The 26,059-nt window shown below is 74.8% G+C and carries 23 protein-coding genes; 10 read left to right on the top strand and 13 right to left on the bottom strand.

All coding sequences use genetic code 11. The annotated features are described in order from the left end of the window. Nucleotides 1–7 precede the first annotated feature (7 nt). From ACFWI8_RS05925 to ACFWI8_RS05910, 4 genes are all read left to right on the top strand, one after another. Complete coding sequence (locus ACFWI8_RS05925; protein WP_387086354.1) at nucleotides 8–1,972, top strand: BTAD domain-containing putative transcriptional regulator; 1,965 nt, start codon at nucleotides 8–10, stop codon at nucleotides 1,970–1,972. 299 nt (nucleotides 1,973–2,271) lie between these two features. Continuing rightward, nucleotides 2,272–3,597 (top strand): ABC transporter substrate-binding protein, encoded by a 1,326-nt coding sequence (locus ACFWI8_RS05920; RefSeq protein ID WP_387086282.1) that lies wholly within the window; start codon nucleotides 2,272–2,274, stop codon nucleotides 3,595–3,597. A gap of 46 nt (nucleotides 3,598–3,643) precedes the next feature. Further along, nucleotides 3,644–4,603 (top strand): carbohydrate ABC transporter permease, encoded by a 960-nt coding sequence (locus ACFWI8_RS05915; protein ID WP_387086279.1) that lies wholly within the window; start codon nucleotides 3,644–3,646, stop codon nucleotides 4,601–4,603. Then, entirely contained in the window at nucleotides 4,600–5,568 is a 969-nt protein-coding gene (locus ACFWI8_RS05910; protein ID WP_387086276.1) for a carbohydrate ABC transporter permease, read from the top strand. Before ACFWI8_RS05915 ends, ACFWI8_RS05910 begins: the two co-directional genes overlap by 4 nt. An 8-nt stretch (nucleotides 5,569–5,576) precedes the next feature. Here ACFWI8_RS05910 and ACFWI8_RS05905 read toward each other — a convergent pair whose 3' ends face one another. After that, nucleotides 5,577–6,671 (bottom strand): LacI family DNA-binding transcriptional regulator, encoded by a 1,095-nt coding sequence (locus ACFWI8_RS05905; RefSeq protein ID WP_387086273.1) that lies wholly within the window; start codon nucleotides 6,669–6,671, stop codon nucleotides 5,577–5,579. Nucleotides 6,672–6,814: 143 nt separating this feature from the next. Here ACFWI8_RS05905 and ACFWI8_RS05900 point away from each other — a divergent pair, with 143 nt between their 5' ends. Next, on the top strand, nucleotides 6,815–7,795 hold the full coding sequence (locus tag ACFWI8_RS05900; protein WP_387086351.1) for a hydroxyacid dehydrogenase: 981 nt from the start codon (nucleotides 6,815–6,817) through the stop codon (nucleotides 7,793–7,795). On the opposite strand, the gene ACFWI8_RS05895 is transcribed toward ACFWI8_RS05900, so the two are convergent. Next, complete coding sequence (locus ACFWI8_RS05895; protein ID WP_387086270.1) at nucleotides 7,755–8,534, bottom strand: TioE family transcriptional regulator; 780 nt, start codon at nucleotides 8,532–8,534, stop codon at nucleotides 7,755–7,757. The two genes, ACFWI8_RS05900 and ACFWI8_RS05895, sit on opposite strands and share 41 nt — an antisense overlap. Nucleotides 8,535–8,676: 142 nt before the next feature. Here ACFWI8_RS05895 and ACFWI8_RS05890 point away from each other — a divergent pair, with 142 nt between their 5' ends. The 3 genes from ACFWI8_RS05890 (at nucleotide 8,677) to ACFWI8_RS05880 (ending at nucleotide 11,795) form a co-directional block, all read left to right on the top strand. Beyond that, nucleotides 8,677–9,942 (top strand): erythromycin esterase family protein, encoded by a 1,266-nt coding sequence (locus ACFWI8_RS05890; RefSeq protein ID WP_387086267.1) that lies wholly within the window; start codon nucleotides 8,677–8,679, stop codon nucleotides 9,940–9,942. A 96-nt stretch (nucleotides 9,943–10,038) separates the two neighbouring features. Continuing rightward, on the top strand, nucleotides 10,039–11,016 hold the full coding sequence (locus tag ACFWI8_RS05885; RefSeq protein ID WP_387086264.1) for an ABC transporter ATP-binding protein: 978 nt from the start codon (nucleotides 10,039–10,041) through the stop codon (nucleotides 11,014–11,016). Next, nucleotides 11,013–11,795 carry an ABC transporter permease gene (locus ACFWI8_RS05880; protein WP_387086261.1) on the top strand — a complete coding sequence of 261 codons (783 nt, stop codon included), beginning with the start codon at nucleotides 11,013–11,015 and terminating at the stop codon, nucleotides 11,793–11,795. Before ACFWI8_RS05885 ends, ACFWI8_RS05880 begins: the two co-directional genes overlap by 4 nt. Nucleotides 11,796–11,829: 34 nt before the next feature. Here the strand turns inward: ACFWI8_RS05880 and ACFWI8_RS05875 are convergent, their stop codons facing one another. The 9 genes from ACFWI8_RS05875 to ACFWI8_RS05835 all read right to left on the bottom strand — a co-directional run bounded on the left by ACFWI8_RS05875 (nucleotide 11,830) and on the right by ACFWI8_RS05835 (nucleotide 20,129). Further along, nucleotides 11,830–12,156: an FKBP-type peptidyl-prolyl cis-trans isomerase gene (locus ACFWI8_RS05875; RefSeq protein WP_387086258.1), complete on the bottom strand. Its 327-nt coding sequence runs from the start codon at nucleotides 12,154–12,156 to the stop codon at nucleotides 11,830–11,832. Between the two features lie 98 nt (nucleotides 12,157–12,254). After that, nucleotides 12,255–13,418, bottom strand: a complete 1,164-nt coding sequence (locus tag ACFWI8_RS05870; protein WP_387086255.1) for a 4-hydroxybenzoate 3-monooxygenase — start codon at nucleotides 13,416–13,418, stop codon at nucleotides 12,255–12,257. 5 nt (nucleotides 13,419–13,423) lie between these two features. Next, complete coding sequence (gene pcaC, locus ACFWI8_RS05865) at nucleotides 13,424–14,563, bottom strand: 4-carboxymuconolactone decarboxylase (RefSeq protein ID WP_387086252.1); 1,140 nt, start codon at nucleotides 14,561–14,563, stop codon at nucleotides 13,424–13,426. Then, on the bottom strand, nucleotides 14,544–15,956 hold the full coding sequence (gene pcaB / locus ACFWI8_RS05860) for a 3-carboxy-cis,cis-muconate cycloisomerase (protein WP_387086249.1): 1,413 nt from the start codon (nucleotides 15,954–15,956) through the stop codon (nucleotides 14,544–14,546). Before pcaB ends, pcaC begins: the two co-directional genes overlap by 20 nt. Continuing rightward, nucleotides 15,943–16,539, bottom strand: a complete 597-nt coding sequence (gene pcaG, locus ACFWI8_RS05855) for a protocatechuate 3,4-dioxygenase subunit alpha (RefSeq protein ID WP_387086246.1) — start codon at nucleotides 16,537–16,539, stop codon at nucleotides 15,943–15,945. Before pcaG ends, pcaB begins: the two co-directional genes overlap by 14 nt. Next, complete coding sequence (pcaH, locus tag ACFWI8_RS05850) at nucleotides 16,539–17,339, bottom strand: protocatechuate 3,4-dioxygenase subunit beta (protein WP_387086243.1); 801 nt, start codon at nucleotides 17,337–17,339, stop codon at nucleotides 16,539–16,541. Before pcaH ends, pcaG begins: the two co-directional genes overlap by 1 nt. Then, complete coding sequence (locus ACFWI8_RS05845) at nucleotides 17,339–18,523, bottom strand: thiolase family protein (RefSeq protein WP_387086240.1); 1,185 nt, start codon at nucleotides 18,521–18,523, stop codon at nucleotides 17,339–17,341. Before ACFWI8_RS05845 ends, pcaH begins: the two co-directional genes overlap by 1 nt. After that, on the bottom strand, nucleotides 18,520–19,257 hold the full coding sequence (locus tag ACFWI8_RS05840) for a CoA-transferase subunit beta (protein WP_387086348.1): 738 nt from the start codon (nucleotides 19,255–19,257) through the stop codon (nucleotides 18,520–18,522). Before ACFWI8_RS05840 ends, ACFWI8_RS05845 begins: the two co-directional genes overlap by 4 nt. A gap of 47 nt (nucleotides 19,258–19,304) precedes the next feature. Next, entirely contained in the window at nucleotides 19,305–20,129 is an 825-nt protein-coding gene (locus tag ACFWI8_RS05835; protein ID WP_387086237.1) for a CoA transferase subunit A, read from the bottom strand. 167 nt (nucleotides 20,130–20,296) lie between these two features. Here ACFWI8_RS05835 and ACFWI8_RS05830 point away from each other — a divergent pair, with 167 nt between their 5' ends. Then, nucleotides 20,297–21,985, top strand: a complete 1,689-nt coding sequence (locus ACFWI8_RS05830; protein ID WP_387086234.1) for an IclR family transcriptional regulator C-terminal domain-containing protein — start codon at nucleotides 20,297–20,299, stop codon at nucleotides 21,983–21,985. Between the two features lie 33 nt (nucleotides 21,986–22,018). Here ACFWI8_RS05830 and ACFWI8_RS05825 read toward each other — a convergent pair whose 3' ends face one another. Then, nucleotides 22,019–23,479: an aldehyde dehydrogenase family protein gene (locus ACFWI8_RS05825; RefSeq protein WP_387086231.1), complete on the bottom strand. Its 1,461-nt coding sequence runs from the start codon at nucleotides 23,477–23,479 to the stop codon at nucleotides 22,019–22,021. Between the two features lie 383 nt (nucleotides 23,480–23,862). On the opposite strand from ACFWI8_RS05825, the gene rho reads away from it, so the two are divergent. Then, nucleotides 23,863–25,008: a transcription termination factor Rho gene (rho, locus tag ACFWI8_RS05820; RefSeq protein ID WP_387086228.1), complete on the top strand. Its 1,146-nt coding sequence runs from the start codon at nucleotides 23,863–23,865 to the stop codon at nucleotides 25,006–25,008. Here the strand turns inward: rho and ligD are convergent. Continuing rightward, nucleotides 24,986–26,035, bottom strand: coding sequence for a non-homologous end-joining DNA ligase (gene ligD / locus ACFWI8_RS05815; RefSeq protein WP_387086225.1), 1,050 nt, complete (start codon nucleotides 26,033–26,035; stop codon nucleotides 24,986–24,988). The two genes, rho and ligD, sit on opposite strands and share 23 nt — an antisense overlap. Nucleotides 26,036–26,059: the final 24 nt, after the last annotated feature.

Raw genomic sequence — 26,059 nt, 5'->3', positions numbered from 1 at the left:
GCCGAGGGTGCGGGTCGAGTTCGGGGTGCTGGGGCCGGTCACCGGCTGGGACGCCGCCGGCCGCCCGCTCGCCCTGCGCGGGCCGCGGCACCGCGCCGTGCTGGCCAGGCTGATCGTCGCGCGCCGCCGCGTCGTGCCCGTCGACCGCCTCGTCGACGACCTGTGGACCGTGCCACCCGCCGACCCGGTCGGGGCCCTGCGCACCTTCGTCGCGGCGCTGCGCCGCGAACTCGAACCCGACCGCAGACCCCGCACCCCCGCCGCGCTGCTGGTCACCGAGGGGCCCGGGTACGCGCTGCGCGCCGAACCCGACGCGGTCGACGCCTGGCGGTTCGAGGCGGAGCTCGGCGCCGCCGGGGAGCTGCCACCGGACCGCGCGGCGCCCCGGCTCGCGGAGGCCCTCGGCCGCTGGCGCGGCCCGGCCTACGCCGAGTTCCCCGACGCGCACTGGGCACGGGCCGAGCGGACCCGGCTCACCGAGCTCCGGCTGCGCGCCGTCGAGCGCCTCGCCGAGGCCCGGCTCGCCCTCGGCCGGGCCGCGGACGTCGTGCCCGACCTCGACGCGCACGTCACCGAGCACCCCTGGCGCGAGGAGGCGTGGCGGCTGCTGGCCCTCGCCCTCTACCGGGCCGGCCGGCAGGGCGACGCGCTCGCGGTGCTGCGCCGCGCCCGCGCCCTGCTCGCCGACCGGCTCGGCATCGACCCGGGGCCACGACTGCGCCGCCTGGAGACCGACATCCTCCGCCACGCCCCCCACCTCGCCCCGGACCCCGGCGGAGCGGAGCGGGTCTGGGCCGAGGCGGCCGCCGCCTACGACCGGGCCGTGCCCACCGGCGCCAAGGCCCGCCTGGCGTCCACCGTCGGCCTGCTGCGCGACCTCGCCGTCACCGGTGGCGGCGGCCTCACGGCCGCCCGCCGACACCGGGTGGCCGCGGTCGCGGCGGCCGAGGAGCTCGGCGATCCCGAACTGACCGCCCGGGTGGTCGGCGCCTACGACGTGCCGGCCATCTGGACCCGCGTCGACGACCCGGAGCAGACCGCCCGCGTGGTGGCCGCCGCCCGACGCACCCTGGCCGCGCTCCCCGCCGAGGGACACGAGGCCGCCAGGGCCCGGCTGCTCGCCACGATCGCCGTCGAGTCACGCGGCAGCCGCGACCCCGGCGGACCCGAGGCCGCCCGGCAGGCCGAGGAGCTCGCGCGCCGCCTCGACGACCCGGCGCTGCTCGCCTTCGCCCTCAACGGCGTCTTCATGCAGAGCTGCGAAAGGACCGGGCTCGCGCCGCGCCGCGACGCCGTCGGCGCCGAACTCGTCGCCCTCGCCGACCGACACGGCCTGACCACCTACCAGGTGCTCGGCCACCTCATCCGCCTCCAGGCCCACTGCGCGGCCGCCGACCTCACCGGCGCCGACCGGCACGCGGCCGCGGCCGACCGCCTCGCCGAGCGGCACGAGCTCCCGCTGGTCGGCGTGTTCACCCGCTGGTACGCCGCGCTGCGCCGCGCCGCGACCGGCGCCCCGCTCGCCGAAGCCGAGGCGGCGTACCGGGACGCGGCCGCGGCACTCGAAGGCGCCGGCATGCCCGGGCTCGAACACGGACTGCTGCCGCTCGCCCTGCTCTGCCTGCGGATCGGCCGCGGGCTCCCACCGGACGGCGACGAGCACACCGACTTCGGCCCCTACGCGCCATGGACCCGCCCCCTCGTGCTGCTGGCCGCCGACCGCCGCACCGCCGCCGCCGACGCGCTGCTCCGTGCCCCTGAACCGCCGCCCGACCTGCTGGCCGAGGCCCTGTGGTGCCTGCTCGCCCGCGCCGCCATCGCCCTCGACGACCGCCCCCTCATGCGCCGCGCCCACCACCACCTGCTCCCCGCCAGCGCCGAACTCGCCGGCGCCGCCAGCGGGCTCCTCACCCTCGGCCCGGTCGCCACCCACCTGGCCGCCCTGGAGGCCGCCCTGAACGGCCCGACCTGACCCGAGCCCCGCCGGATCTCCTCGCCGGGCCGCCAGAAAGTAACCGGTATCTGTCCCGGGCATTGACGTCCGCCGATCCGGCGCCTAACGTGCCGGTGCATCAAGGTGCGGGCTTGAATCGATCGTTCAGCGGGCCGCCTCTCAGCCGGGTTGGGCGGGGTGGCCGCGTGGGGAAGCAGCAGAAACCGTTTTCGAGAGGTGCGGAACAGTCAGTGAATAGAAAACGATTTCTGGTAACCGGTTACTCGACGAGGACCGGCCCCGCGCAGCATCAGGGAAGACTCGAAGGAGAGCGGTACATGAGCAGCGCGAAGAGGCGTTGGGTGCTCGGCGGAGCGGCGTTCGGCCTGGTGGCCACGCTCGCCGCCTGCGGTGGCGGGGAGGGGGGCGGCGGCTCCGGCGCGGGCGCCGGCGGGCCCGTCACGTTGCGGTTGTGGAGCGACAAGGGCGGGGCCGACGTCGCGGTCCGCGCGTTCAACGAGGCGCACGAGGACGTCCAGATCGAGCTGGTCAACGTGCCGGCCGCCGAGATGTCGAACTCGCTCAACAACGCGCACGCCGCCGGCGACCCGGCCGGCGCCCCCTGTCTGGCGCAGAGCGACAACCGTCAGGGCGGCATGCTGCTCGCCCAGGGCGTGATCGCCGACATCGGCGAGTACCTGGAGCCGAGCGCCGGCGAGTTCGCCGACGGCGCGATCGAGGCGCTGTCCATCGCCGACGTGGTCTACGGCGTGCCCAACCAACGGCAGCCGGTCTTCACCATGTTCCACGCGCCGACCTTCGAGGAGCGCGGCCTCGACTACCCGACCTCCTGGGAGGAGGCCGTCGAGGTCGGCGAGGCGCTGCGCGAGGACGGCGTCCACATCTTCAACCTGGCCGGCGAGGACCCGTCGACCTGGATGAACATGGCCTGGCAGGCCGGCGCCCGCTGGTACTCGATCGAGGGCGACGCCTGGCGGATCGACTTCACCGACGAGGCGTCCCGCACCGCCTCCGGGATCATGCAGCGACTGCTCGACGAGGACCTGGTGGAGCGGATCTCGTACGCCGAGTACCCGGCCATGATGCAGGAGTACGACGCCGGCCGGATCGCCATGCGGCAGCTGTCCACCTGGCAGCTCAGCGGCCACCAGAACAACGCGGACGAGACGCTCGGCGAGTGGGAGCCCGCGCCCAACCTGACCCTGGGCGGCCAGGAGGCGCCGCTCTCGGCCGCCGACACCTCGGGCCTGTTCGTGCCCGCCCTGTGCGAGGAGAAGGAGGCCGCGGTCGAGGCCGCCGTCTGGCTGGCCACCCAGGCCGAGCCGGTCACGGCCATGGCCGACCCGGCCGAGGGCGCCGGCTGGTACCCGGCCGTGGCCGACCCCGAGCCGTACCTCGACGCGCTGGTGCCGCGGGAGCTGTTCGGCGAGTACGCGGACGAGACGGTGCCCGTCATCCAGGAGTCGTCGGAGTACGCCGACGGCTGGATCTACGGCCCCAACTCCCGGGCGATGTACGAGGAGCTGGCCGACCAGTGGGGCAAGGCGATGAACGGCGAGATCACCGTCGAGTCGATCCTCACGCACATGCAGGAGTGGACCGTGAACGACCTCAGGCAGCAGGGCGTGAACGTCGTCGAGTGAGTCGCAGAGCCGAAACCCGTCACACCCAACGTTAGGCACATCCCAGATGTCGATCACCGCCACCACGGCGGAGCCGAAAGGGGCCGCGGACGCGCGTCGCGGCCCCCGCCGGACGTCCCGCTGGCACACGCTCCGCGCGGTCAAGGGCGCGGCGTTCGCCGCCCCCTTCTTCGTCGGATTCCTCTTCGTCTTCGTGATCCCGGTCGGCTACGCGGTCTACGAGAGCCTGTTCAGCGAGCGCAGCTCGGGCCTCGGGATCGGCGGCCAGGAGCGGGTCTTCGTCGGCCTCGACAACTTCTCGCGGGCGATCGAGGACGGCGCCTTCTGGGCCTCGGTCGGCCGCGTGCTGGTCTTCGCCTGCGTCCAGATCCCGCTGATGCTCGCGCTGGCCCTCGCCATGGCGCTGCTGCTCGACCAGATCGCCACCAGGACGGCGCACCGCTTCCGGCTCGCCTTCCTCGTGCCGTACATGATCCCGGGCGTGGTGGCCGCGCTGATGTGGATGTACCTGTACAGCCCCCGGCTCGGCCCGCTCACCGACGCCCTCGGCCTGCTGGGCGTCGACGCCGACTTCTACGCCTCCGAGATGCTCTGGGTCTCCATGGGCAATCTGCTGACCTGGCACGGCGTCGGCTACAACATGCTGATCATCTACGGCGCGCTGCGCGCCGTGCCGCGCGAGGTGTTCGACGCCGCGCGCGTGGACGGCGCGGGCGAGCTGCGGATCGCCTGGTCGATCAAGGTCCCGTTCGTGCGCGGCGCCCTGGTGCTCACCGGCATGCTCGCCATCATCGGGATGCTGCAGATCTTCAACGAGCCGCTGCTCTTCCGGCAGGTGGCGCCCGAGACCGTCACCAAGAGCTACACGCCGATCATGCTCATCTACTACCAGGCGTTCGACAGCAACGACTACGGCTACGCGGCCGCGCTCTCGGTGATCCTGGCACTCGTCGTGGGTGCGATCTCCTTCCTCTTCTACAAGTTCACGAACAGGCCCTCGTCATGACCGCGACCGGACAGACCCAGCTGACCGCGCCCGCCCCCACCCCGCCGGCCGACTCCCGCCGGACACGCCCCGCCAGGACCCGCCGCGGGCGGGCCGATCCCGGCGACGAACTCCCCGTGGGCACCCGGCAGTCCAGGCTCTCCCGGCTCCTGGTGCTGGTCGGCCTCGGCGCCCTCGTGCTCTACTCCGTCGCCCCGGTGTGGTGGCTGGTGGTGTCCGCCACCAAGGACCAGCGCGACCTGCTCTACACCAACGGCCTGTGGTTCGGCGACTTCAACCTCTTCCGGAACATCGAGCAGGTCTTCACCTACAACGACGGGATCTACCTGCGCTGGCTGCTCAACTCGCTGATGTACGCGAGCGTCGGCGGCCTGGTGAGCACCCTGGTCGCGCTGGCCGCGGGCTACTCGCTCTCCCGCTTCCAGTTCCCCGGGCGCGGCCTGCTGCTCGGCGCGGTGATCGGCTCCTTCCTGATCCCGTACGCGATGCTGACCATGCCGCTCTACCTGCTGTTCTCCCGGATCGGCCTGGTCGACACCGTGTGGGCGGTGCTGATCCCGTCCTTCATCAGTCCGTTCGCCGTCTACCTGGCCAAGGTCTACACCGACGGCGCGGTGCCCGAGGAGATCATCGAGGCGGCCCGCATCGACGGCGCCGGGGAGCTGCGGATCTTCTTCCAGATCGTGGTCCGGCTGATGTCGACCGGCGGGGCGACCGTCTTCCTGCTCTCCTTCGTGCAGGTCTGGAACCAGTTCTTCCTGCCCCTCACCATGCTGCGCGGCGAGGAGAAGTGGAGCCTCAACCTCGGCCTGTACTTCTGGAACAGCAAGCGGGACGAGGCCGGCGTCGACCTCACCGCGCTGGTGCTCACCGGGGCCCTGCTCTCCGTGATCCCCCTGGTGGTCTTCATGGTCTCGATGCAGCGCTACTGGCGCACCGGCGTCACCCTCGGCGCCCTCAAGTGACCGCCGGCTCAGGCCGGGACCGGCGCCGGCGGGGGAGCGGTGGAGCCGCGGACCACCACGTGGGTGCTCAGCCGCACCCGGTCCTCGGCCCCGCCGATCCCCTCACGACGGTCGAGCACCAGGCGGGCCGCGGTGCGCCCGAGCTCCTGGTACGGCACGTGCACGGTGGTCAGCCGCGGGGTCAGCTCGCTGGCCATCGGGATGTCGTCGTAGCCGACCAGGGACACGTCCTCAGGAACGCGGCGGCCCGCCTCGCGCAGCGCCTCAAGCGCGCCGAGGGCCACCATGTCGGTGGCCGCGAACACGGCTGTGAACGCGACCCGTTCGCGCAGCGCCTCGCGCACCGCGCGCAGCCCGGCGTCCCGTTGGAAGACGGCCTCGCGCTCCAGCGCCGGGACGGCCGGCACCTGGTAGTCGGCCAGCGCCCTGCGGTAGCCGACGAGCCGGCCGTCCGCCGTCGACTGGCCCTCCTGCGCCCCGACGAAGAGGATCCCGCGGTGCCCGAGCGACAGCAGGTGCGCGGTGGCGCCGTACGCGCCGCCCTCGTTGTCGTACTCGACGACGGTGGCCGGCAGGTCCTCGCCGAGCGGCGGCCGGCCGCAGAGCACGAGACGCGACCCGACGCTGTCCAGCGAGCGCGCGAACCGGCTCATGCGTTCCCGGTACTCGGCCGTGTACTGGATGCCGCCGACCAGGATGACGGCGGCCGCGTGCTGCTCCCGCATCAGGTTGACGACCGCCAACTCCCGCTGCCGGTCGCCCTGCGTGGTGCACACCAGGCACAACCGCCCGCGCCGCGCGGCCTCCTGCTCCACGCCGGCGCCGATCTGCGCGAAGGCGCTCCAGGTGATGTCGTCGAGCACCAGGGCGAGCGTCTCGACCCCGGTGCCCGCCAGGGCCTTGGCGTGCGCGTTGGCGACGTAGTCGAGCTGCCGCACGGCGCGCAGTACCTTGGCCCGCGTCGCGTGCGTCACCGGGTAGTTGTCGGCGAGCACCCGGGAGACGGTCGCGACCGAGACGCCGGCCTGCCGCGCCACGTCCCGGATGGTGCTGCGCCGCCCCTGAGTGCCGGAAACCGGCTTCTGCGGTCCAGTCGTTGCCACGGGCCAACGTTACCTTGATTCGGCTTATTTCAGCCGCTTACGATCCACACAGAGTGAGAAAACGGTTTCTTTTGCTCAGCCTCGTACTCAGCCCAATCAACGGAGGATTCGTGGAGCACCCACAGCCCAGGGCCGCCCTCGCCATGGCCGCCGACCTGCCGGGGCGCCTGTTCAGTCCCACGCAGTGGGACCGGCTGCGGAAGCTGGCCGAGCTGCGGGAGCCCACGGTGCTCACCGAGTTCCACTCGCCGGCGGCCCGCGAGGTGCTGGCCGAGACCGAGGTGCTCATCACCGGCTGGGGCAGCCCGGTGCTCGACGAGGCGGCGCTGGACGCCGCGCCCCGGCTGCGCGCCGTGCTGCACGCGGCCGGCTCGGTGAAGAGCCACGTGTCGCCGGGGTGTTGGCGGCGCGGCATCCCGGTCACCACGGCCGCGGGCGCCAACGCGGAGCCGGTGGCCGAGTACACCCTGGCCATGATCCTGCTGGCGCTCAAGCGGGTGCGGGCGGCCACCGCCCGCTACCGGGAGCGGCGCGCCTACGTCGACGTGCTGCGCGAGTTCCCGGGGGTCGGCAACCACGGCCGGCGGGTCGGCCTGGTCGGCGCCTCCCGGATCGGCCGCCGGGTGGTGGAGCTGCTGCGCCCGTTCTCGTTCGACGTGGCGCTCGCCGACCCCTACCTGACCGAGGCGGAGGGCCGTGAGCTCGGGGTGCGGCTGCTGCCGCTCGACGAGTTGCTGGCCCGGTGCGAGCTGGTCAGCCTGCACGCCCCGGCCATCCCCGAGACCCGCGAGATGATCGACCGGCGCCGGCTGGCGCTGCTGCCCGACGGCGCGGTGCTGGTCAACACCGCCCGCGGCTCGCTGGTCGAACAGGACGCGCTGGTCGCCGAGTTGGTCTCCGGCCGGATCGAGGCCGTGCTCGACGTCACCGAGCCGGAGGTGCTGCCGCCCGACTCGCCGCTCTACACGCTGGAGAACGTCTGGCTCACCCCGCACCTCGCGGGCGCCCAGGGCGGCGAGCTGTACCGGCTCGCCGACGTGGTGCTGGACGAACTGGCCCGGCTCAACTCCGGGTTGCCGCTGGTCAACGTGGTGCGGGAGACCGATCTGGCCCGGATGGCGTGAGCGCGTCGCCCGCACGTCCGCCGTGCGGCGGGGTGGGGGCCCGGCCGTGCTCGGTGAGGAAGTCGTGCAGTTCGGCGGCCGCGGCCAGCATGTCGAGGCCGCGTCTGGCCAGCCGGGCGCGCCAGTTGTCGAGCGCGCCGCGCAGCGGCGCCACGCCGCCGGCGGCCCTCACCTGGTCGAGCAGCGGCGCGATCTGGCTGAACACATAGCCACCGAGCCGGAGTTGGCGCACCAGCTGCGCGTCCCTGACGTCCGTGGGGTCATAGACCCGGTAGCCGGTGCCCGGCTCGCGGCGCGGGCGCACCAGGCCGGCCCGCTCCCACTTGCGCAGGGTCGCGGGCCTGATCCCCAGCCGCCGGGCGAGCTCGCCGACGAACATCGACCGCGACTCGTCCGGCTCCGGCGGCGCCAGGTCGCGCAGCGCCCGCTCGACGGTGGCCAGCGTTCTTCGGTCGTCGAGGAGTTGGGCGTGGCCGGCGTCGATCAGCTCCAGCGCGTCCTCGGTGGCGCCCTCGTTGACGGCCCGCATGACGGCCGTCGCCTGGTGGTAGCCGTGCGCCGGCACCAGGGCGGTGAACACCCGCAGGGCCGCGGCGTGCAGCGGGGTGAAGACCCGGTAACCGTGCGGCGTGCGCTCGGCCGGCGGAAGGATGCCCGCCTCCTCGTAGTTCCGCACCGCCTGGGTCGAGATCCCGTGCTCGCGTGCCAGGTCGACAGGGCGCAGTCGCGGGCGGCTCATACCGTCTCCCGTGGTTGAGGCTTTTCGGCCTTCCCTGCAGTAGAAGGCGAGCAAACCTTACAACGGAAGTTCAACGATAGGGTTGAGACCACCGGGGCCCCGCGGTACGTGGAGGACAAGCCGAAGGGAAAACCGAACCACCATGAACACCCATCTGACGCCGACCGACGCCGGTTGGGCCTTCGCCGAGGAGGACGAGGTGGGGAGCGCCGTCTCCCGCTTCCTCGCCGACCGCCCGACCACCCCCCGCGTGCTGGCGCTCGGGGAGCCCATCCACGGGGAGGAGATCTTCCCCAGGCTGCGGAACCACGTGCTCCGTCAGCTCGTCGAGCACCACGGTTACCGTTCGATCGCCATCGAGAGCGACGCGGCGGCCGGCCTGCTGGTGGACGCCTTCGTCACCGAGGGCGCCGGCACGCTCGACGAGGCGCTGGAGCGCGGCATCAGCCACGGCTGGGGGGCGTCCCCCGCCAACCGTGAACTGCTCGGCTGGCTTCGGGAGTTCAACCGGGACCGACCGGCGGGGGACCGCGTGCGGTACTACGGCTTCGACGGCTCGGTGGAGATATCGGAGGCCGCCAGCCCGCGCCACGCGCTCACCGCGCTGCACCGGTTCCTGGCGGCGCGCCTCGACACCGCGACGCTGCCGCACGACCTGGAGACCATCGACCGGCTGCTCGGCCCGGACGAGCGGTGGTCCGACCCGCAGGCCGCACTCGACCCGGCCCGCTCGGTCGGCTCCGCGCCTGAGGTGGCCCGACTGCGGCTGATCGCCGACGACCTGACCACCCTGCTGGCCGCCCAGGCCCCACGCCTGGCCGCCGCCGGCTCTCCCGACGAGTGGTGGCGGGCCCGGCTGCACGGCCGCACCGCCACCTGGCTGCTCCGCTACCACACGGCGATGGCCGATCCGTCCCTGGACCGGATGGAGCGGCTGGTGCGCCTGCGGGACGCCTGGATGGCCGAGAACCTCGTCGCCGTCCGGGAGCGGGAGGACCGGCGCGGCCCCACCCTCGTGTTCGCCAACAACGTCCACCTCCAGCGCGACGAGAGCAGCATGACCCTGCACTGGCCGGGGCCGCTCGACGGTCGCGTGCTGCGGTGGTGGAGCGCGGGCGCGCTCCTCGACGGCCGGCTCGGCGCCGAGTACGCCTTCCTGGCCTCGGCGTTCGGCGCGGCCCTGCACCTCGGTCTCGACGTGCCGCCGCCCGACACCGTCGAGGGCGTCCTGGCCGCCCACCCGGATCCCGGCCTGGTGATCGACGCCGCGCACCTCGCCGGCCTGGCCGCCAGACTCCGGCCGCGCGAGGCGGGGAACCCGCTCCACGGCTACTTCCCCCTCGACCCCGCCACCCTGGCCGGCACCGACGGCATCCTCTTCGTCGACGGGCTGCCGCGGCGCCCCTGACGAACGCCACCGGCATGGCCTCGGATGACATTTGTCAACCGGGGCCGTGACGGTTCGCACTGGTCCCGGTACCGGGCGGCCACCAGGCTTGGAGCCATGAACGACATCGTTATCGAGGTCCGGGGGCTGCGCCGTCGCTACGGCGACTTCGAGGCGGTCCGGGGGTTGGACTTCACCGTCCGGCGCGGCGAGGTGTTCGCCCTGCTGGGGACGAACGGGGCCGGCAAGACGTCCACCGTCGAGGTGCTCGAAGGGCTCGCACCGCCCTACGAAGGACAGGTCCGGGTGCTGGGGTTCGACCCGTTCACCGAGCGCGGCCGGGTGCGTCCCAGGACCGGCGTGATGCTCCAGGACGGCGGCTTCCCGTCCGAGTTGACCGTGGTCGAGACCGCCCGCATGTGGGCCGGCTGCACGACCGCGCCGCGGCCGGTCCCCGAGGCCCTCGACCTCGTGGGTCTCTCGGCTCGGGCGGACGTGCGCGTCAAGCAGCTCTCCGGAGGCGAACGACGCCGGCTCGACCTGGCGCTGGCCCTGATGGCGCGGCCCGAGGTGCTCTTCCTCGACGAGCCGACCACCGGGCTCGACCCGCAGGCCAGGCGGCGGAGTTGGGAGCTGGTCCGGCGGCTGCGCGAGGAGGGCGTCACGGTGCTGCTGACCACGCACTACCTGGAGGAGGCCGAGACGCTGGCCGACCGGCTGGCGATCATGAGCGGTGGCCGGATCGTGGTGTCCGGCTCGCTGGCCGAGGTGATGGAGCGGCACCCGGCGCGGATCCGCTTCACCCTGCCGGCCGGCGTCCCGGCCGAGCGGCTGCCGCTCGCCGGGTGGGGGACCGCCGCGACCGCGGCCGGACAGCGCGTCGAGGTGCGGACGCCGGACCTCCAGACCACGCTCACCGACCTGCTGTTGTGGGCCCGGGAGGCGGGCCTGTTGCTGTCCGACCTCGACGCCAGGTCCGCCACGTTGGAGGAGGTCTTCCTCGGCGTCGCCCAGGAGGACCTGAAGGGCGACGACGACGGCGGCGGCGGCGGCGCGAACGGCGCGCTCGCCTTCGAGGGGGCGGCGGGCCGATGAGCGGGATCACGTTCGACGCCGGCGCCCGGCGGCGGCTGCGGGCCGTGGCGCGCGCGGAGCTGACGCTGCTGCTGCGCAGCCGGTCCGCGGTCTTCGTCGCGCTGCTGATGCCGGCCGGCATGGTGGCCATGTCCTACTCCGCCACCCGCGAGATGGACCTGGCCGACACCGGGCTGACGAGGATGGAGGCGGTGCTGACCGGCGGCATCGGCATAGTGCTGATGCTGGTCGTCTACCTCGGGTTCCTGCCGGTCCTGGTGGCGCGCCGCGAGGAGCGTGTCCTCAAGCGGCTGCGCACCGGCGAGCTGTCCGACCTGGAGATCCTGGCCGGCGCCGCGCTGCCCTCGGTCGTGCTGGCGCTGGCCCAGTGCGTGGTGCTGGTCGGCACCGGAGCCCTGCTGCTCGACGTGTCGGCGCCGCGGCAGCCCGTGGTGCTGGTGCTCGGGGTGCTGCTCGGGGTCGTGCTGCTGGCCGCGCTGGCCGCGGCGACCGCGGGCGTGACGCGGACGGTGGACAGCGCGCAGCTCACCGGGATGCCACTGTTCATGGTGTCGGTGGTCTGCTCGGGGCTGCTCGTGCCGCTCGAGGTGCTGCCCGACCGGCTGGCGGACGCCTTCCTGCTGCTGCCGATGACGGGCGTGGTCGAGCTCGTCTCCGGCGGCTGGCTCGGCGGCCTCACGGCGGCCGAGCTGGGCCGGGCCGTGGCGATGGCGCTGGTGTGGACGGCGCTCGCGGGGAGCGCCGTACGCCGCTGGTTCCGCTGGGAGCCCCGACAGTGAGCGCCGGGCCACGGCACCGGCCCAGGCCGCCGCGTCACTGGATCCCGAGCAGCTCCACCTCGAACCGGAGGGTGGCGTTGGGCGGGATGACGGGCGGGAAGCCCCGCGGCCCGTACCCGTAGTCGGGGGTGCAGACCAGGATCGCCTTCTCCCCGACGGACAGCTGGGGCACACCCTCGTCCCAGCCCTTGATCACCCTGCCGACGCCGATCTGCGTCACGAAGGGCTCCCCGCGATCGCGGGAGGAGTCGAACTTCGTGCCGTTCTCGAGCGTCCCGACGTAGTGGATCCGCACGGTGTCCCCCGGCTTGGGGAAGTGCTCGCCGTCTCCGGGGGACAGGCGTTCCAACGTGACACCCATGTGTGCCGCCTTCCGCTAGCTGATCGGCGTTCAGCGTACGTGTCGCCCGCCGCCCTCCCCGCCCGGGGGGCGGCCTCCCGCCGCCGGTGGCCGGCCGGCTAGCCGGCGTAGTTCGTGGCGAGTTCCGCCGCGGCGTGCGGCGAGTCGGCGAGGCGGTGGAGCCAGGCGAGTTGCAGGCGGGTGGTGAACGGGTCCTGGTCGGGGGCGAGATGCAGGGCCGAGGTCATGAGGGCGGAGAAGTGCTCGGCCCGCCAGACCGCCCGCAGCCGGGTGTCGGAGTAGGCGTCGAGCAGGTCGGGGGAGCCCTCGGCGAGGAGCCGGTCGAAGGCCCGGGCCAGCTCCACCACGTCGGCGACCGCCAGGTTGAGGCCCTTGGCCCCGGTCGGCGGCACGATGTGCGCGGCGTCGCCGGCCAGGAACAGCCGGCCGTGGCACATGGGTTCGGTGACCCAGCTGCGCATCGGCAGCACCGCCCTGGCGGTGATCGGGCCGGTGCGCAGCCGCCAGTCGCCGACCGTCTCCAGGCGGGCGGCGAGTTCGGCCCAGATCTCCTCGTCGGACCAGGTCGCCGGGTCCGTGCCGTTGGGCACCTGGAAGTACAGCCGGCTGACGCGCGGCGACCGCATGCTGTGCAGCGCGAAGCCACGCGGTGAGTGGGCGTAGACCAACTCCTCGCACGACGGCGCCACGTCCGCCAGGATCGCGAACCAGGAGTAGGGGTGGCCGCGTTCGAAGACGCGGCGCTCGCCGGCCGGTATCGCCCTCCTGGTCACGCCGTGGTAGCCGTCGCAGCCGACCACGTAGTCGCAGGTGAGCGTGGCGGGTTCGCCGTTCCGCCGGTAGTGGACGGTCAGCCGCGGTCCTTCGACGTCGGACACCCCGGTGACCGGGGCCTCGAACAACAGCGGTGGGCCCTCGGCGAGTTGGAGGCCTATCAGATCCTTGACGAGCTCGGTCTGGGCGTAGACCATCACCCGCCGGCCACCGGTCAGCGCGGGGAAGTCGACGCGGTGCGCGCGGCCGTCGAAGCGCAGCTCGATGCCGTCGTGCACCAGCCCCTCGCGGTCCATCCGGGCGCCGGCGCCGCAGTCGCGCAGCGCGTCGACGGTGCCCTGCTCCAGCATCCCGGCGCGCTGCCTGCGCTCCACGTGGTCGCGGTCCCGGCTCTCCAGCACCACGCAATCGACGCCCCGCGCGTGCAGCAGGCGGGCGAGCAGCAGCCCGGCCGGCCCGGCGCCCACGACGGCGACGGTGGTGTGCACGGTGGTCACTCCCCGGCCGGCGGCTGGTCGGTGAGCGCCGCCTCGGCGACGGCGAACGCGGCGTTGGCCGCCGGCACCCCCAGGTAGATCGCCGACTGGAGCAGCACCTCGCGGATCTCCTCGGGCGTGAGGCCGTTGCGCAGCGCGGCGCGCACGTGCAGGGCCAGCTCGCGGTGGTGGCCGCCGGCCACCAGCGCGGTCAGCGTGACGCAGCTGCGGATGTGGCGGCTGAGCCCCGGCCTGGTCCAGATCTCGCCCCAGGCGTAGCGGGTGATCAGGTCCTGGAACGGGGCGGCGAAGTCGGTGGTGTCGGCCAGCGCCCGGTCCACGTGGGCGTCGCCGAGCACCGCGCGGCGCACGGCCAGGCCGGCGGCATACCGGTCGGTCGGGTCGCCAGGCGACAGGTGGGCGAGCAGCGCGGCCGAGACGGCGGCCGGCCGCTCGACGTTGGCGAGGTGGGCGGCGCCGGCGAGCTCGGTCAGGCTGGCGTCGGGTATGGCGTCGGCGAGTTCCCTGGCGTGCGCGGTGGTGGTGGCCGGGTCGTCGCGGCCGGCGAGCACCAGCGTGGGCGCGCTGACCTCCGGGAGCCGGTGCCGCAGGTCGTAGTCGGCGAGGGCGGCGCAGCAGGCGGCGTGGCGGTCGGGGTCGACCGCGGCCAGGTCGGCGAGGAGCGCGGCGGCGCGGGCCTCGTCGGTGAACCCGTCGGTGAACCAGGCCTCCCGCCGGCCTGGCACCAGGGCGCCCGAGCCCTCGGCGCGCACCGTGGCGGCCCTGGCGTGCCAGGGCTCGGGCGGGCCGAAGTGGGCGGAGCTGCAGAGCAGGGCGAGCGAGGTGACGCGCTGGGGGTGGTCGAGGGCGAGCTGGAGGCCGATCGCGCCGCCGATCGAGATGCCGGCGTAGCGGAAGGCGTCCCAGCCCTGGGCGTCGGCCAGCGCGAGCACCAGTTCCGCGAGGCCGGCGACGCTGTCCGGCGCGGGCCCCTGGTCCCGCTGCCCGCCGTGGCCCGGCAGGTCGAAGCGGAGCACCCGGTGGCGGCGGGTGAGCGCCGGGAGCTGGGGCTCCCAGACGGCGAGCGAGGTGCCGAGCGCCGGGCCGAGGATCAGCGGGTGACCGTCGGGCGGGCCGTCAAGTCGGTGGTGCAGCACGGGGGTCCTCCTCGTGGCGGCGCGGGTGGTCGCTGAGCGCCCGGTCGGTGAGCGGGCCCGCCGCGCCGGTGTAGTGGGTGGGCTCTGTCAGTTCGCGCAGTCGCTCGACGGAGAGCGACGGCGGCAGCGGGGCGGTGGCGTGCACCGCGTCGGCCAGCGGGACGCCGTCCCTGGTGGCGAGTTGGGCGGCGTCGCGCAGCAGTGCCCGGGCGGCGTCCCGGCCGAGTTCCGGGGTGAGCGCGCCGGCCAGGCGTTCGCTGGCCAGCAGGCCGCCGGTGCGGTGCAGGTTCTCCCGCATCCGGTCGGGGCGGACGATCAGCCGTTCGACGAGTTCGGCGGTGTCCCTGGCGGCGCCGCCGGTCAGCCGCAGCAGCTCGCGCAGCGGCTGCCACTCGGCGTGCCAGGCGCCGGCGGGCCGCTCGTCCTCGGCGGCCAGCGCGCCGAGCAGCACGGCGGCGAGCGCGGGCGCCTGCCGGGCGGCGGCCGCCACCAGGGTGGCGCGGACCGGGTTGCTCTTGTGCGGCATGGCCGACGAGGGGCCGCCGCCGCCCTCGGCCAGCTCGCCGATCTCGGTGCGGCACAGCACCAGCACGTCGACCGCGATCCTGCCGAGGGCACCGGTTACCAGTGCCAGCGTGGAGCCCAGCTCGGCGACCGGGACCCGCGACGCGTGCCAGGGCAGGGCGGGTTCGGCGAGGCCGAGCTCGCGGGCGTAGCCGGCGAGCAGCGCGAGACCGGCGCCGGCCTGCGGCGACAGCTTCTCGAAGGCCGCCAACGTGCCTCCCGCGCCGCCCAGTTGGGCGGGCAACCGGAGCGCGGCCAACCGGTCCCCGGCGGCGGTCAGCTGTGCGCGCCAGCCGGCCGCCTTGAGCCCGAAGGTGGTGGGGACCGCGTGCTGGGTGAGGGTGCGGGCGGCCATCGGGGTGTCCCGGTGGGCGGCGGCGAGCGCGCCCAGCGCGGCGATCGCCCGGTCCACGTCGGCCAGGATCAGCCGTCGGGCGCGGGCCGCGACCAGCATGGCGGCGGTGTCCAGGATGTCCTGGCTGGTCGCGCCCCGGTGCACCGCGTCGGTGCCGGCCCGCTCGGTCAGCGCGGCGACCAGCGGGATCACCGGGTTGCCGCCCGCGCGGGCGTCGCGGGCCAGGGCGCGGACGTCGAACAGGTCGGCGCTGGCGACCGCGCCGATCGCGTCGGCCGCCTCGGCCGGCACCAGGCCGAGCGCGGCCTGGGCGCGGGCCAGGGCCGCCTCGGCGTCCAGCATGGCCGTCAGGAACGCGCGGTCGCCGGTGGCCGCCTCGACGGCCGAGCCGGCGCGGCCGGGCGACAGGAGGCCGAACTCGCCCGTCGCCTCGGCCTCCTGCCGGCCCTCGGGCGGCGGATCAGCGGAACTCAAGGAAGACCGTCTCCTCCCCGCCCTGCAGCCGGATGTCGAAGCGGTAGGCGCCGTGCCGCCCGGCCGTGGCCACCAGCGTGCGGCGCCGCTCCGGGGGCAGCGCGGCCAGCAGCGGATCGGCGGCGTGCGCGGCGGTGTCCTCGGGGAAGTAGAGGCGGGTGAACAGGTGGTGCAGCAGGCCCCGGGCGAAGAGGCACACGGCGAGGTACGGCGCGTGCTCGGCACGCGCGCCGGGCCGCAGGGTGCGGGCCGACCAGCGCCCCTCCGCGTCGGTCGGCACCCGGCCCCAGCCGGTGAAGTCCGCCGCGTGCCGGCCGAGGAAGCCACCGTCGACCGCGTCCCTGCGCAACGACCCGGGCGTGCGCGGCAGTCGACCGTGTTCGTCGGGGCCCCACAGCTCGACCAGCGCGTCGGGCACGGGCGCGCCGGCGCCGTCGACGACCCGGCCGTGCACGGTGACGGCCGCCGGATGCCCGGGCGGGGCGAGTTCGCCGCCGCCGGGGAAGGGCAGCGCGTGACCGAAGAACGGGCCCACGGTGTGCGAAGGCGTGGGACGGGTGGGCGGGTCGGGCGTGGCCGGCATCAGCGGCCCTCCTCGGTCCAGGTGGCGGACGGGCCGTCGAGCACGATGTCCCAGCGGTAGCCGAGGGACCACTCGGGGCGGGAGAGCCCGTGGTCGTAGGTGGCCACCAGGCGCTGCCTGGCCGCCTCGTCGGCGACGGAGCGCAGCACCGGATCGTGGGGGAGCAGCGGGTCGCCGGGGAAGTACATCTGGGTGACCAGGCGTTGGGTGAAGGCCGTGCCGAAGACCGAGAAGTGCAGGTGGGCGGGGCGCCAGGCGTTGACGTGGTTGCGCCACGGGTAGGCGCCCGGCCTGATGGTGGTGAAGCGGTACCCGCCCGCGTCGTCGGTGAGGGTGCGTCCGACGCCGGTGAAGTTGGGGTCGAGCGGCGCCGGGTGCTGGTCGCGCTGGTGGGCGTAGCGCCCCGAGGCGTTGGCCTGCCACAGCTCGATCAGCTGGCCGCGCACCGGGCGGCCGGCCCCGTCGAGCAGCCGCCCCGACACGGTGATCCGCTCGCCGAGCGGCTCGCCCGGATGCTGCCGGGTGAGGTCGCTGTCGAGCTCCGTGACGTCGCTGTGGCCGAAGACCGGGCCCGCCAGCTCGACGAGCTCCGGGTCGCCGCCGTCGACGGCGACCAGCGGCCGCGTGGGGTGGCGCGCCACGCTGCTGCGGTAGGGGCGGTAGTCGCGGGGCGGGTGGACGGCCGGCGGGGCGCCGGCCGCGCGGGCGCGCAGATAGGCCGCCTCGTGCTCGGCCATCTCGCGGTCGACGTCCCGCTGGGTGAGTTGCCGCTGGGTGAGGTCCTGCCGGGTGAGGTCCATCAGCGCTCCAGTACGAGGGCGAGGCCCTGGCCGACGCCGACGCAGAGGGTGGCGACGCCGGTGCCCGAGCCACGGGCGGCGAGCTGGTGGGCGACAGCGCCGGCGATCCGGGCGCCGGAGGCGCCGAGCGGGTGTCCGATGGCGATGGCGCCGCCCCGCGGGTTGACGATGTCCGGGTCGAGGTCGGGGAGTTCGGCCAGGCAGCCGAGCACCTGGGCGGCGAACGCCTCGTTGAGTTCGACGAGGTCCAGGTCGGCGAGGCGTCGGCCGGCGCGCGCCAGGGCGCGGGGGAGCGCGGTGACCGGTCCGAGCCCGTAGTACGGCGGGTCGATCCCGGTGACCGCCGAGGCGGCGATCCTGGCCAGCGGCTCCCGGCCGGTGGCCGCCAGGCCGGCCGCGTCGGTGATCAGCAGCGCGGCGGCGCCGTCGTTGAGCGGCGAGGAGTTGGCGGCGGTCACGGTGCCGTCGGCCCGGAAGACCGGCTTCAGCCGGGCCAGCGCCTCCGGGGTCGAGCCCTCCCTGATCGACTCGTCGCGGGGCAGCTCGGCGCCCGGGTACGGCACGACCTCGGCCGCGTAGTCGCCGGCGGCCCACGCCGCGGCCGCCTTGGCGTGGCTGGCCAGCGCGAACGCGTCCTGCCGCGCCCGGTCGATGCCGTGCTTGTCGGCGATCAGTTCGGCGCCCTCGCCGAGTGGCACCGTCCACTCGGGCCGCATCCGGCTGTTGACCAGCCGCCAGCCGAGCGTGGTCGAGTACAGCTCCTGGTGCCCGGTGGGGAAGGCGCGGTCCGGCTTGGGCAGCACCCAGGGCGCGCGGCTCATCGACTCCACGCCGCCGGCGACCACCATCGACGCCTCGCCCACGGCGACGGCCCTGGCCGCCTGGATCACCGCCTCGAGACCCGAGCCGCACAGCCGGTTGACGGTCGCGCCTGGCACGGTGGTGGGCAGCCCCGCGAGCAGCACGGCCATCCGGGCCACGTCGCGGTTCTCCTCGCCCGCGCCGTTGGCGTTGCCCAGGATCACGTCGTCGACGGATGCCGGATCCAGCTCCGGGCTGCGGTCCAGCAGCGCCCGGAGCACGTGTGCGGCCAGGTCGTCGGGCCGCACGGCCGCGTAGCCGCCGCCGTACCGGCCGACCGGGGTGCGCACGGCGTCCACCACGTACACCTCGCGGATGCTCAACGCTCCTCCTGGGCTCTGGACTTCAGCTCGCGCAGCACGGCCAGCTCGGCCGGCGTGGGCGGCGGCGTGGTGGCCACGGTGGCGGCGGTGCGCAGCGGCCAGCCGGTGGCCTCGCGGGCCCGCTCGACGGTGACGCCCGGGTGCAGCTCGGTCAGCACCAGTTCGGCCGTGGCCGGGTCGGGACGCAGCACGCCCAGGTCGGTGATGACGGCCACCGGTCCGCGCCCCGGCAGGCCGAGTGCCGCCCGGTCGCCGGGTCCTGAGCCGTGCCCGATGGTGGTGACGAAGTCGAGGCGCGGCACCAGGTTTCGGGGCGTGTGCCGGACCACGAGCAGTACCCGGCCGCAGCTGGCGGCGATCTCGGGGGCGCCGCCGGCCCCTGGCAGCCGGCCCTGGGGACGCCCGGGACCCCGGTCGACCAGCGTCGTGTTGACGTTGGCGTGGCGGTCAAGCTGGGCCGCGCCGAGGAAGCCGACGTCGATCCGGCCGCCCTGCAGCCAGTAGTTGAACATCTCGGGCACCGACACCACCGCGTCGGCGGTGTCGGCGAGCTCGCCGTCCCCGATGGACAGCGGCAGCCGGCTCGGCTTGGCGCCGATGGCGCCGGACTCGTAGATCAGCACCAGGTCCGGTTCCGTGGTGCGGCGGGCCAGGTTGGCGGCGGTGCTCGGCAGGCCGATGCCGACGAAGCAGGTACGGGCCCCGGCCAGCGCGCGGGCGGCGTTGACCTCCATCAGCTCGTCCGGGCCGGCCTCGGTGGCCGTCGCCCCGCTCGCGGCGCTCACCGGCGCACCGCCGGCGCGCCGCCCAGGACCTCGGACTCCAGCCAGGCGGTGAACGCGGCCCGGTCCCGCGAGACGGCGTCCCAGGCCCGGTAGAAGGCGTTGTCCCGCGTCGAGTACCCGGCGGCGTACGAGGGGTGGGCGCCCCCCGGCACCTCGGCGACCGCGTCGACCACCCAGCCGGGCAGGGTCAACCCGCCCGGGTGCGGCGTGAGTTCGTCCACGACCTCCTCGACGGTGACCAGCACCCGGCGGGCCGCGAGCACCGCCTCCTTCTGCACCCCGGTCAGGCCCCACAGCCGCACGTTCCCCGCGCGGTCCGCCTGTTGGGCGTGGATGACGGTGACGTCCGGGGTGAGCGCGGCCACCGCGGCCAGTTCCTCGCCGGTGAACGGACAGGTGACGGTGGAGATGGTGGCGCTGTGCTCCGGCATGTCGCCACCCCGGTAGCCGCGCAGCACCGCGAACGGCAACCCGGACGCCCCGGCGACGTAGCGGTTGGCCATGCCGGCATGGCTGTGCTCGTCCAGCTCCAGCGGCCGCGGCCAGCCGTTCTCCACCGCGTCCCGGAAGCGGTGCAGCGAGCCGACGCCCGGGTTGCCGCCCCAGGAGAAGACCAGCCTGGCGACGAGACCGGCCCCGATCAGCTGGTCGTAGATCACGTCGGGGGTCATGCGGGCCAGCGTGAGGTCGGTGATGCCCTGGCGGATCACCTCGTGCGCGGCGGCGTAGGGGATCAGATGGGTGAAGCCCTCCATCGCCACGGTGTCGCCGTCGTGGATCAGCTCCCCGACGGCCTCCCTGAGGTCACGGATCTCAGCCATGTCGTTGACGGCCTCCCGGCGCCGTTCGTACAGTGAACTAAAGTTCGCCAAGCCTCGTTCCGAGTCTGGATCCGGCCTCACCACGCTGTCAATGGCCGGGACGAGTACGGTTCCGCCCGAACGTCGGAGCGCACCACCCGGGACGCGGAGAGGCGTTGGAGAGCACGATGACCCGACCGGCCGCCGAGACCGCCCCCACCGCTTCCGGCGCCCCGCCGCCGGAGGCGGTGACGCCCCTGGTCCGGGGGCTCGCCGTGCTGCGCCGGCTCGCCGTGGCCGACGGGCGGCTGAGCGTAGGCGACCTGGTGCGCGCGACCGGCCTCGCCCGCTCCACCGTCGACCGCACGCTGAGCACCCTCGCGCGGCTCGGCCACGTCCGGCTCGAGGACCGGTACGCCGTGCTCGCGCCGCCGCTGATGGAGCTCGGCAACGTCTACCTCGCGGCGATCCGACTGCCCGGCGAACTCGGGCCGCTCGTCGACCGGTTGGCCGACGAGCTCGACGAGTCGGTCTCGCTCGCCGTGCCCGACCGGGACGGGGTCCGCTTCGTCTACCAGGCCACCAGGCGCCGCACCATGTCGCTCGCCTTCCGCATCGGCGACCTGCTGCCGGCCGAGAGCGGCGCGCCGGGCGCCCTGTTCGCCGCCGACTGGGGCCCGGACGACTGGGCACGCTGGCACGACCGCCGGGAGCGCGACCCGCTGGGCGCCGGCTTCCCGGCCGTGCCGCCCGAGGCGGCGCGCGCCGCCGGCTCCTTCGAGCGACGGATCGCGGAGGCCGGGCGGTGCGGCTGGTCCGAGGACGACCAGCTGATCGAGCCCGGTCTGGTCGCCGTCGCCCTCCCGGTGCGGGACGCCACGGGGCGCGCGGTGGGCGCGGCCAGCGTCGTCAGCCACACCAGCAGGCACGATGTGCGTTCGCTCACCGGGCAACTGCTGCCCAGGCTGCGCGAGTCGGTCGCCGCCATGGAGGCGGTGCTCGCCGGCCCGCCACCGCCGCGCCTGGACGGCGAGCCGACCGGCGGCCGGCACGGCGAGCTGACCAGGGCCGCCAAGCGCGAACTCGGCCCGGGGTTCGTGGAGTCGCTGGCCCGCGGTCTCGGCGTGCTCGCCGCCTTCGACGGCGTGCCGGACGGCCCGGCCGGCGCCACGCTCTCCGCGCTCGCCGAGGCCACCGGGCTCGCCAGGGCCACCGTGCGGCGCGCGCTCATCACCCTCGAACACCTGGGCTACGTCCGCTGCGAAGGACGCCGCTTCCACCCCGAACCGCGGGTGCTCGAACTCGGCTACGCCCACCTCGCCGGGCTGCCGCTCTCCCGGGTCGCGCAGCCACACCTGGTCGGCCTGGTCGCCAGGGCGCACGACTCGGCGTCCCTGTCCGTGCTGGTCGGCGACGAGATCCAGTACGCGGCCCGGGTGCCGACCGTCCGCATCATGAGCGTGGACATCACCGTCGGCACCCGCTTCCCGGCCCACGCCACCTCCATGGGCCGGGTGCTGCTCGCCGGGCTGCCGGCCGCGGAGCGCGCCGCCCGCCTCGACCGGCTCGACCTGACGCCGCTCACCCGCCGCACCATCACCTCCCGGGACCGGCTGAGTGCCGAGCTCGACCGGGTGGCCGAGGCCGGATACGCCCTGGTGGACGAGGAGTTGGAGGAGGGCCTGCGGTCGCTTGCGGTCCCGGTGCGGGACCGCGCGGGCCGCGTGGTCGCGGCGGTCAACGTCTCCATGCACGCCAGCCGCCGCACCGCCGAGCAGGCCGTGGTCGAACTGCTGCCCGCGCTGCGCGAGGCGGCGGCCGGCGTCGAACACGACCTGCGGGTCGCCGGCCGCTTCACCCGCGTCAGGATCCCGTGACCGGCACGGCGTCGGGACGTCGGGGAGGTGGGGTCAGAACGGGTAGTGCGCGTGCCGGTCGGCGAGGGTGATCCAGCGCGTGGTGCTGAACGCCTCCACGCCCCACCGGCCGCCGAACCGGCCGTAGCCGCTGGCACCCACGCCGCCGAACGGTGCCTGCGGCTCGTCGGCCACCGTCTGGTCGTTGACGTGCGCGATGCCGGTGCGGATCCGGCGGGCCACGGCCAGCCCGTGTCCCGCGTCCTCGGTGAGGATGCCGCAGGTCAGGCCGTGCTCCGTGTCGTTGGCCAGGGCCACGGCCGCGTCGTCGTCCGGGAAGGTGGCGAGCGCGCAGACCGGGCCGAACGCCTCGCCGCGGTGCAGCCGCATCTCGGGCGTCACCCCGGTCAGCACCGTCGCCGGGTGCAGCGCGCCGTCCGGCTCGCCGCCGCCGGTCAGGACCTCGGCCCCGCCGGCCACCGCGTCCCGGACCAGCGCCGCGACCCGGCGCGCCGAGTCCGCGCTGACCAGCGGGCCGATCACGGTCTCCGGGTCGGCCGGCGAGCCGTGCGGCAGGGCCGCCACCCGGGCCACGAAACGCTCGGTGAACGCGTCGGCCAGCGACTCGTGGACCAGCACCCGGTCGCCCGACATGCAGATCTGACCGGCGTTCAGGAAGACCCCGAAGACCGCCGCGTCCACGGCGTGGTCGACGTCCGCGTCGGCCAGCACGAGGATCGCGTTCTTGCCGCCCAGTTCGAGGACCGCCGGCTTGAGGTGGCGGGCGGCGTGGACGCCGACCAGCCGGCCCACCTCGGTCGATCCGGTGAAGTTGACGGCACGCACCGCCGGCTGCGCGATCAGCGCCTCGGCCACCTCGGCGGCGTCCTCCGGCGCGTTGCTGACCACGTTGAGCGCCCCGGCCGGCAGGCCGGCCTCGCGCAGCACGTCGGCGATCAGGTAGCCACAGGCCAGCGGCGCCTGCTCGCTCGGCTTCAGCACCACCGTGTTCCCGGCCGCCAGGGGCGCGGCCACGGCGCGCACGCCCAGGATCACGGGGGCGTTCCAGGGCACGAACCCGGCCACCACGCCCACCGGTTCGCGCACCGCGAGGCCCAGCGCGCCGGGCTCCTGCGCGGCCAGCACCGCGCCGCGCGGCGCCGTCACGGCGGCGGCCGCCTCGCGCAGCGTCTCGGCGCCCAGCCACACGTTGAACGCGGCCCAGCCCGCCGTGCCGCCCGCCTCGCCGGCCATCAGCGCCACCACCTCGGCCTCCCGGGCCCGCAACAGGTCGGCGGCGCGCAGCAGCACCTCCCGTCGCTCGGCGGGCGAGGTGGCGGCCCAGCCGGGGAAGGCGGCATCCGCCGCCGCGACGGCCCGGGCCACGTCCGCGGGTCCCGCGGCCGCGACGGTGGCGAAGAGCCCGCCGGAGTACGGGTCGATGTCCGGTGTGGTGCGGCCGTCGGCGGCCGGCACGTCCTTGCCGCCGATGAACAGCTCGCGGTGCCTGGTCATGAGAGCTCCTTTGCTCCGTGCGTCCGCTCCGTAGGCCGACCGTTCGCCTGGTGAACTTTTCTTCGTGGCTTTCGGCGGGGGGAGTCTGCGAGCGGGCCGTGAACCTGTCAAGGTGTCGCGCGGCCTCGGCCGCCGGGCGCCCTTACCGGACCCACGACGGCCGGTGTACCCTCGGTGGTGGCATGTGAGCGCGCCCCGTTCCGGCGCCCGTGCCTCTCTGTGAACGGCCATCCGGCGCCCGTCTTTCCATGACCGGCGTAGCGCGAGGCCGGTTTTCCCCCCGACACGATCGCGCCCCCGGCGCCGCGCGTCGTCGATCAGCCGTGCTCACGGCCCCATCCCCACGAACGACCCCGTTCTGCTCCTACTCCGAAGGACCACGCATGACGTCCACCCTCTCCCCGACGCAGGAACCCCCCGCCGAGCGGACGGCCACGACCGTCAGCGGCGTCGTCGACACCACCGGCGGCGGCCACCGGCTGCGCCTCGCCGGCTACCTGCCGGGTCCCGACGACCCGACGATCCCCACCGACCTGGCCCGTCGGCACGGACTGCGGCCCGGGGACGCCGTCACCGGCACCGTCGGCGACGGACGGCGACCCCGGCTCACCCGGCTGGACACCGTCAACGGCCTGCCGCCCGAACTCCTCGCCGACCGACCCGCGTTCGCCGACCTGCTGCCGGTCCACCCGCACCGGCGGCTGCGCCTCGAGACCACCAGGGGGCAGCTCGTCACCCGCGTCATCGACCTGCTCGCCCCCATCGGCAGGGGCCAGCGCGGGCTGATCGTCGCCCCGCCCAAGGCCGGCAAGACCCTCGTGCTCAGGGCCGTCGCGGACGGCATCGCCCGCAACCACCCCGAGTGCCGGCTGATGCTGCTGCTGCTCGACGAACGCCCCGAGGAGGTCACGGAGCTGAGCAGGTCGGTGGCCGCCGAGGTGATCTCCTCACCCTTCGACCGGCCGGCCGCCGACCACATCGCCGTGGCCGCGCTCGCCGTCGAGCGCGCCAAGCGCCTGGTGGAGCTCGGCCAGGACGTCGTCATCCTCCTCGACTCCCTCACCCGGCTCTGCCGCGCCCACAACACTGCGGGCCGGGCCAGCGGCCGGACCCTCAGCGGCGGCGTCGACGCGGCCGCCCTCCACCAGCCGAAGCGGCTCTTCGGCGCCGCCCGGGCCACCGAGGGTGGCGGCTCGCTGACCATCCTGGCCACTACCCTGACGGACACCGGGTCCCGCGCCGACGACTTCTACTTCGAGGAGCTCAAGGGCACCGGCAACATGGAGCTCCGCCTCGACCGCGTCCTCGCCGAACGCCGCGTCTACCCGGCCGTCGACCTCGACCCCTCGGGCACCCGCCGCGAGGAGCTGCTGCTGCCGCCCGCCGAGCTCGACGCCGTCCGCCGGCTGCGGCGGGCGCTGGCCGACCGGGAGCCGCGGCAGGCGGCGGAGCAGTTCCTCGAACGGCTGCGCGACACCGCGAGCAACGCCGAGTTCCTGACCCGGGTCAGTCGGACGACTCCGGCCTAGCGTCCCGCCCGGACTCCCGCCGCCGGTCGCGGTCGCGGCTCGGCTGGACGCGCTTGGGCTCGCCGGCGACCTTGGGGTGGTCCGGCGGGTAGGGCAGGTCGCCGAGGCCGTGCTCCCGCTCGTCCCGCTCGGCGAGTTCCAGCACCGCGTCGAGCCGGAACGCGTGGTCGACCATGTCCGCGTGCACGTCCCCCAGCTCGCCGTAGCGGCCCGGCATCGTCCGCAGGTCGAAGTCCTCGGGCCGCGCGTCCTCGACCTCCTCCCAGCGCAGTGGCGCCGAGACCGTGGCGCGCGGCGTCGGCCGCACCGAGTAGGCGCTGGCGATCGTGCGGTCCCTGGCCGTCTGGTTGTAGTCGACGAAGATCTTCCGCCCCCGCTCCTCCTTCCACCACGCCGTGGTGACCCGCTCCGGCGCCCGCCGCTCCAGCTCCCGGCCGATCGCGATCGCCGCGCGCCGCACCTGCGGGAACGTCCACTCCGGCGCGATCGGGACGAACACGTGCAGGCCGCGCCCGCCGGAGGTCTTGGGCCAGCCGCGCAGCCCGAGCTCGTCGAGCAGCTCCCGCAGCGCGCCGGCGGCCCGGACCGCGTCCGGGTAGGAGGTGCCGGGCTGCGGGTCGAGGTCGATCCGTAGCTCGTCGGGGTGGTCCGTGTCGTCGCGGCGCACCGGCCACGGGTGGAAGGTGAGCGAGCCCAGGTTCGCCGCCCAGACCACGGCCGCCGGCTCGGTGGGACAGATCTCGTCCGCGTGCCGCCCGCTGGGAAAGGAGATACGGCCCGTCGGGATCCACTCCGGGAGGTTCTTCGGCGCCCGCTTCTGGAAGAACGACTCGCCCGTCACGCCGTCCGGATAGCGCTCCAGGGTGGTCGGCCGGTCCCGCAGGGCCCGCAGCGCGCCCTCGGCCACCGTGACGTAGTAGCGGACCACGTCCAGCTTGGTGTACCCGGGCTCGGGGAAGTACACCTTCCCCGGATTGGACACCCGAACGGTCCGCCCACCCACGGTGAGTTCCATCGCCTCGGCCATGACCCTCACGGTAGGTGGCGGCAC

It is taken from the genome of Streptomyces sp. NPDC127098, from assembly GCF_042722465.1.
Classification (GTDB): Bacteria; Actinomycetota; Actinomycetes; order Streptomycetales; family Streptomycetaceae; genus Streptomyces; species Streptomyces millisiae.
This window is presented reverse-complemented; position numbering and strand designations above follow the sequence as displayed.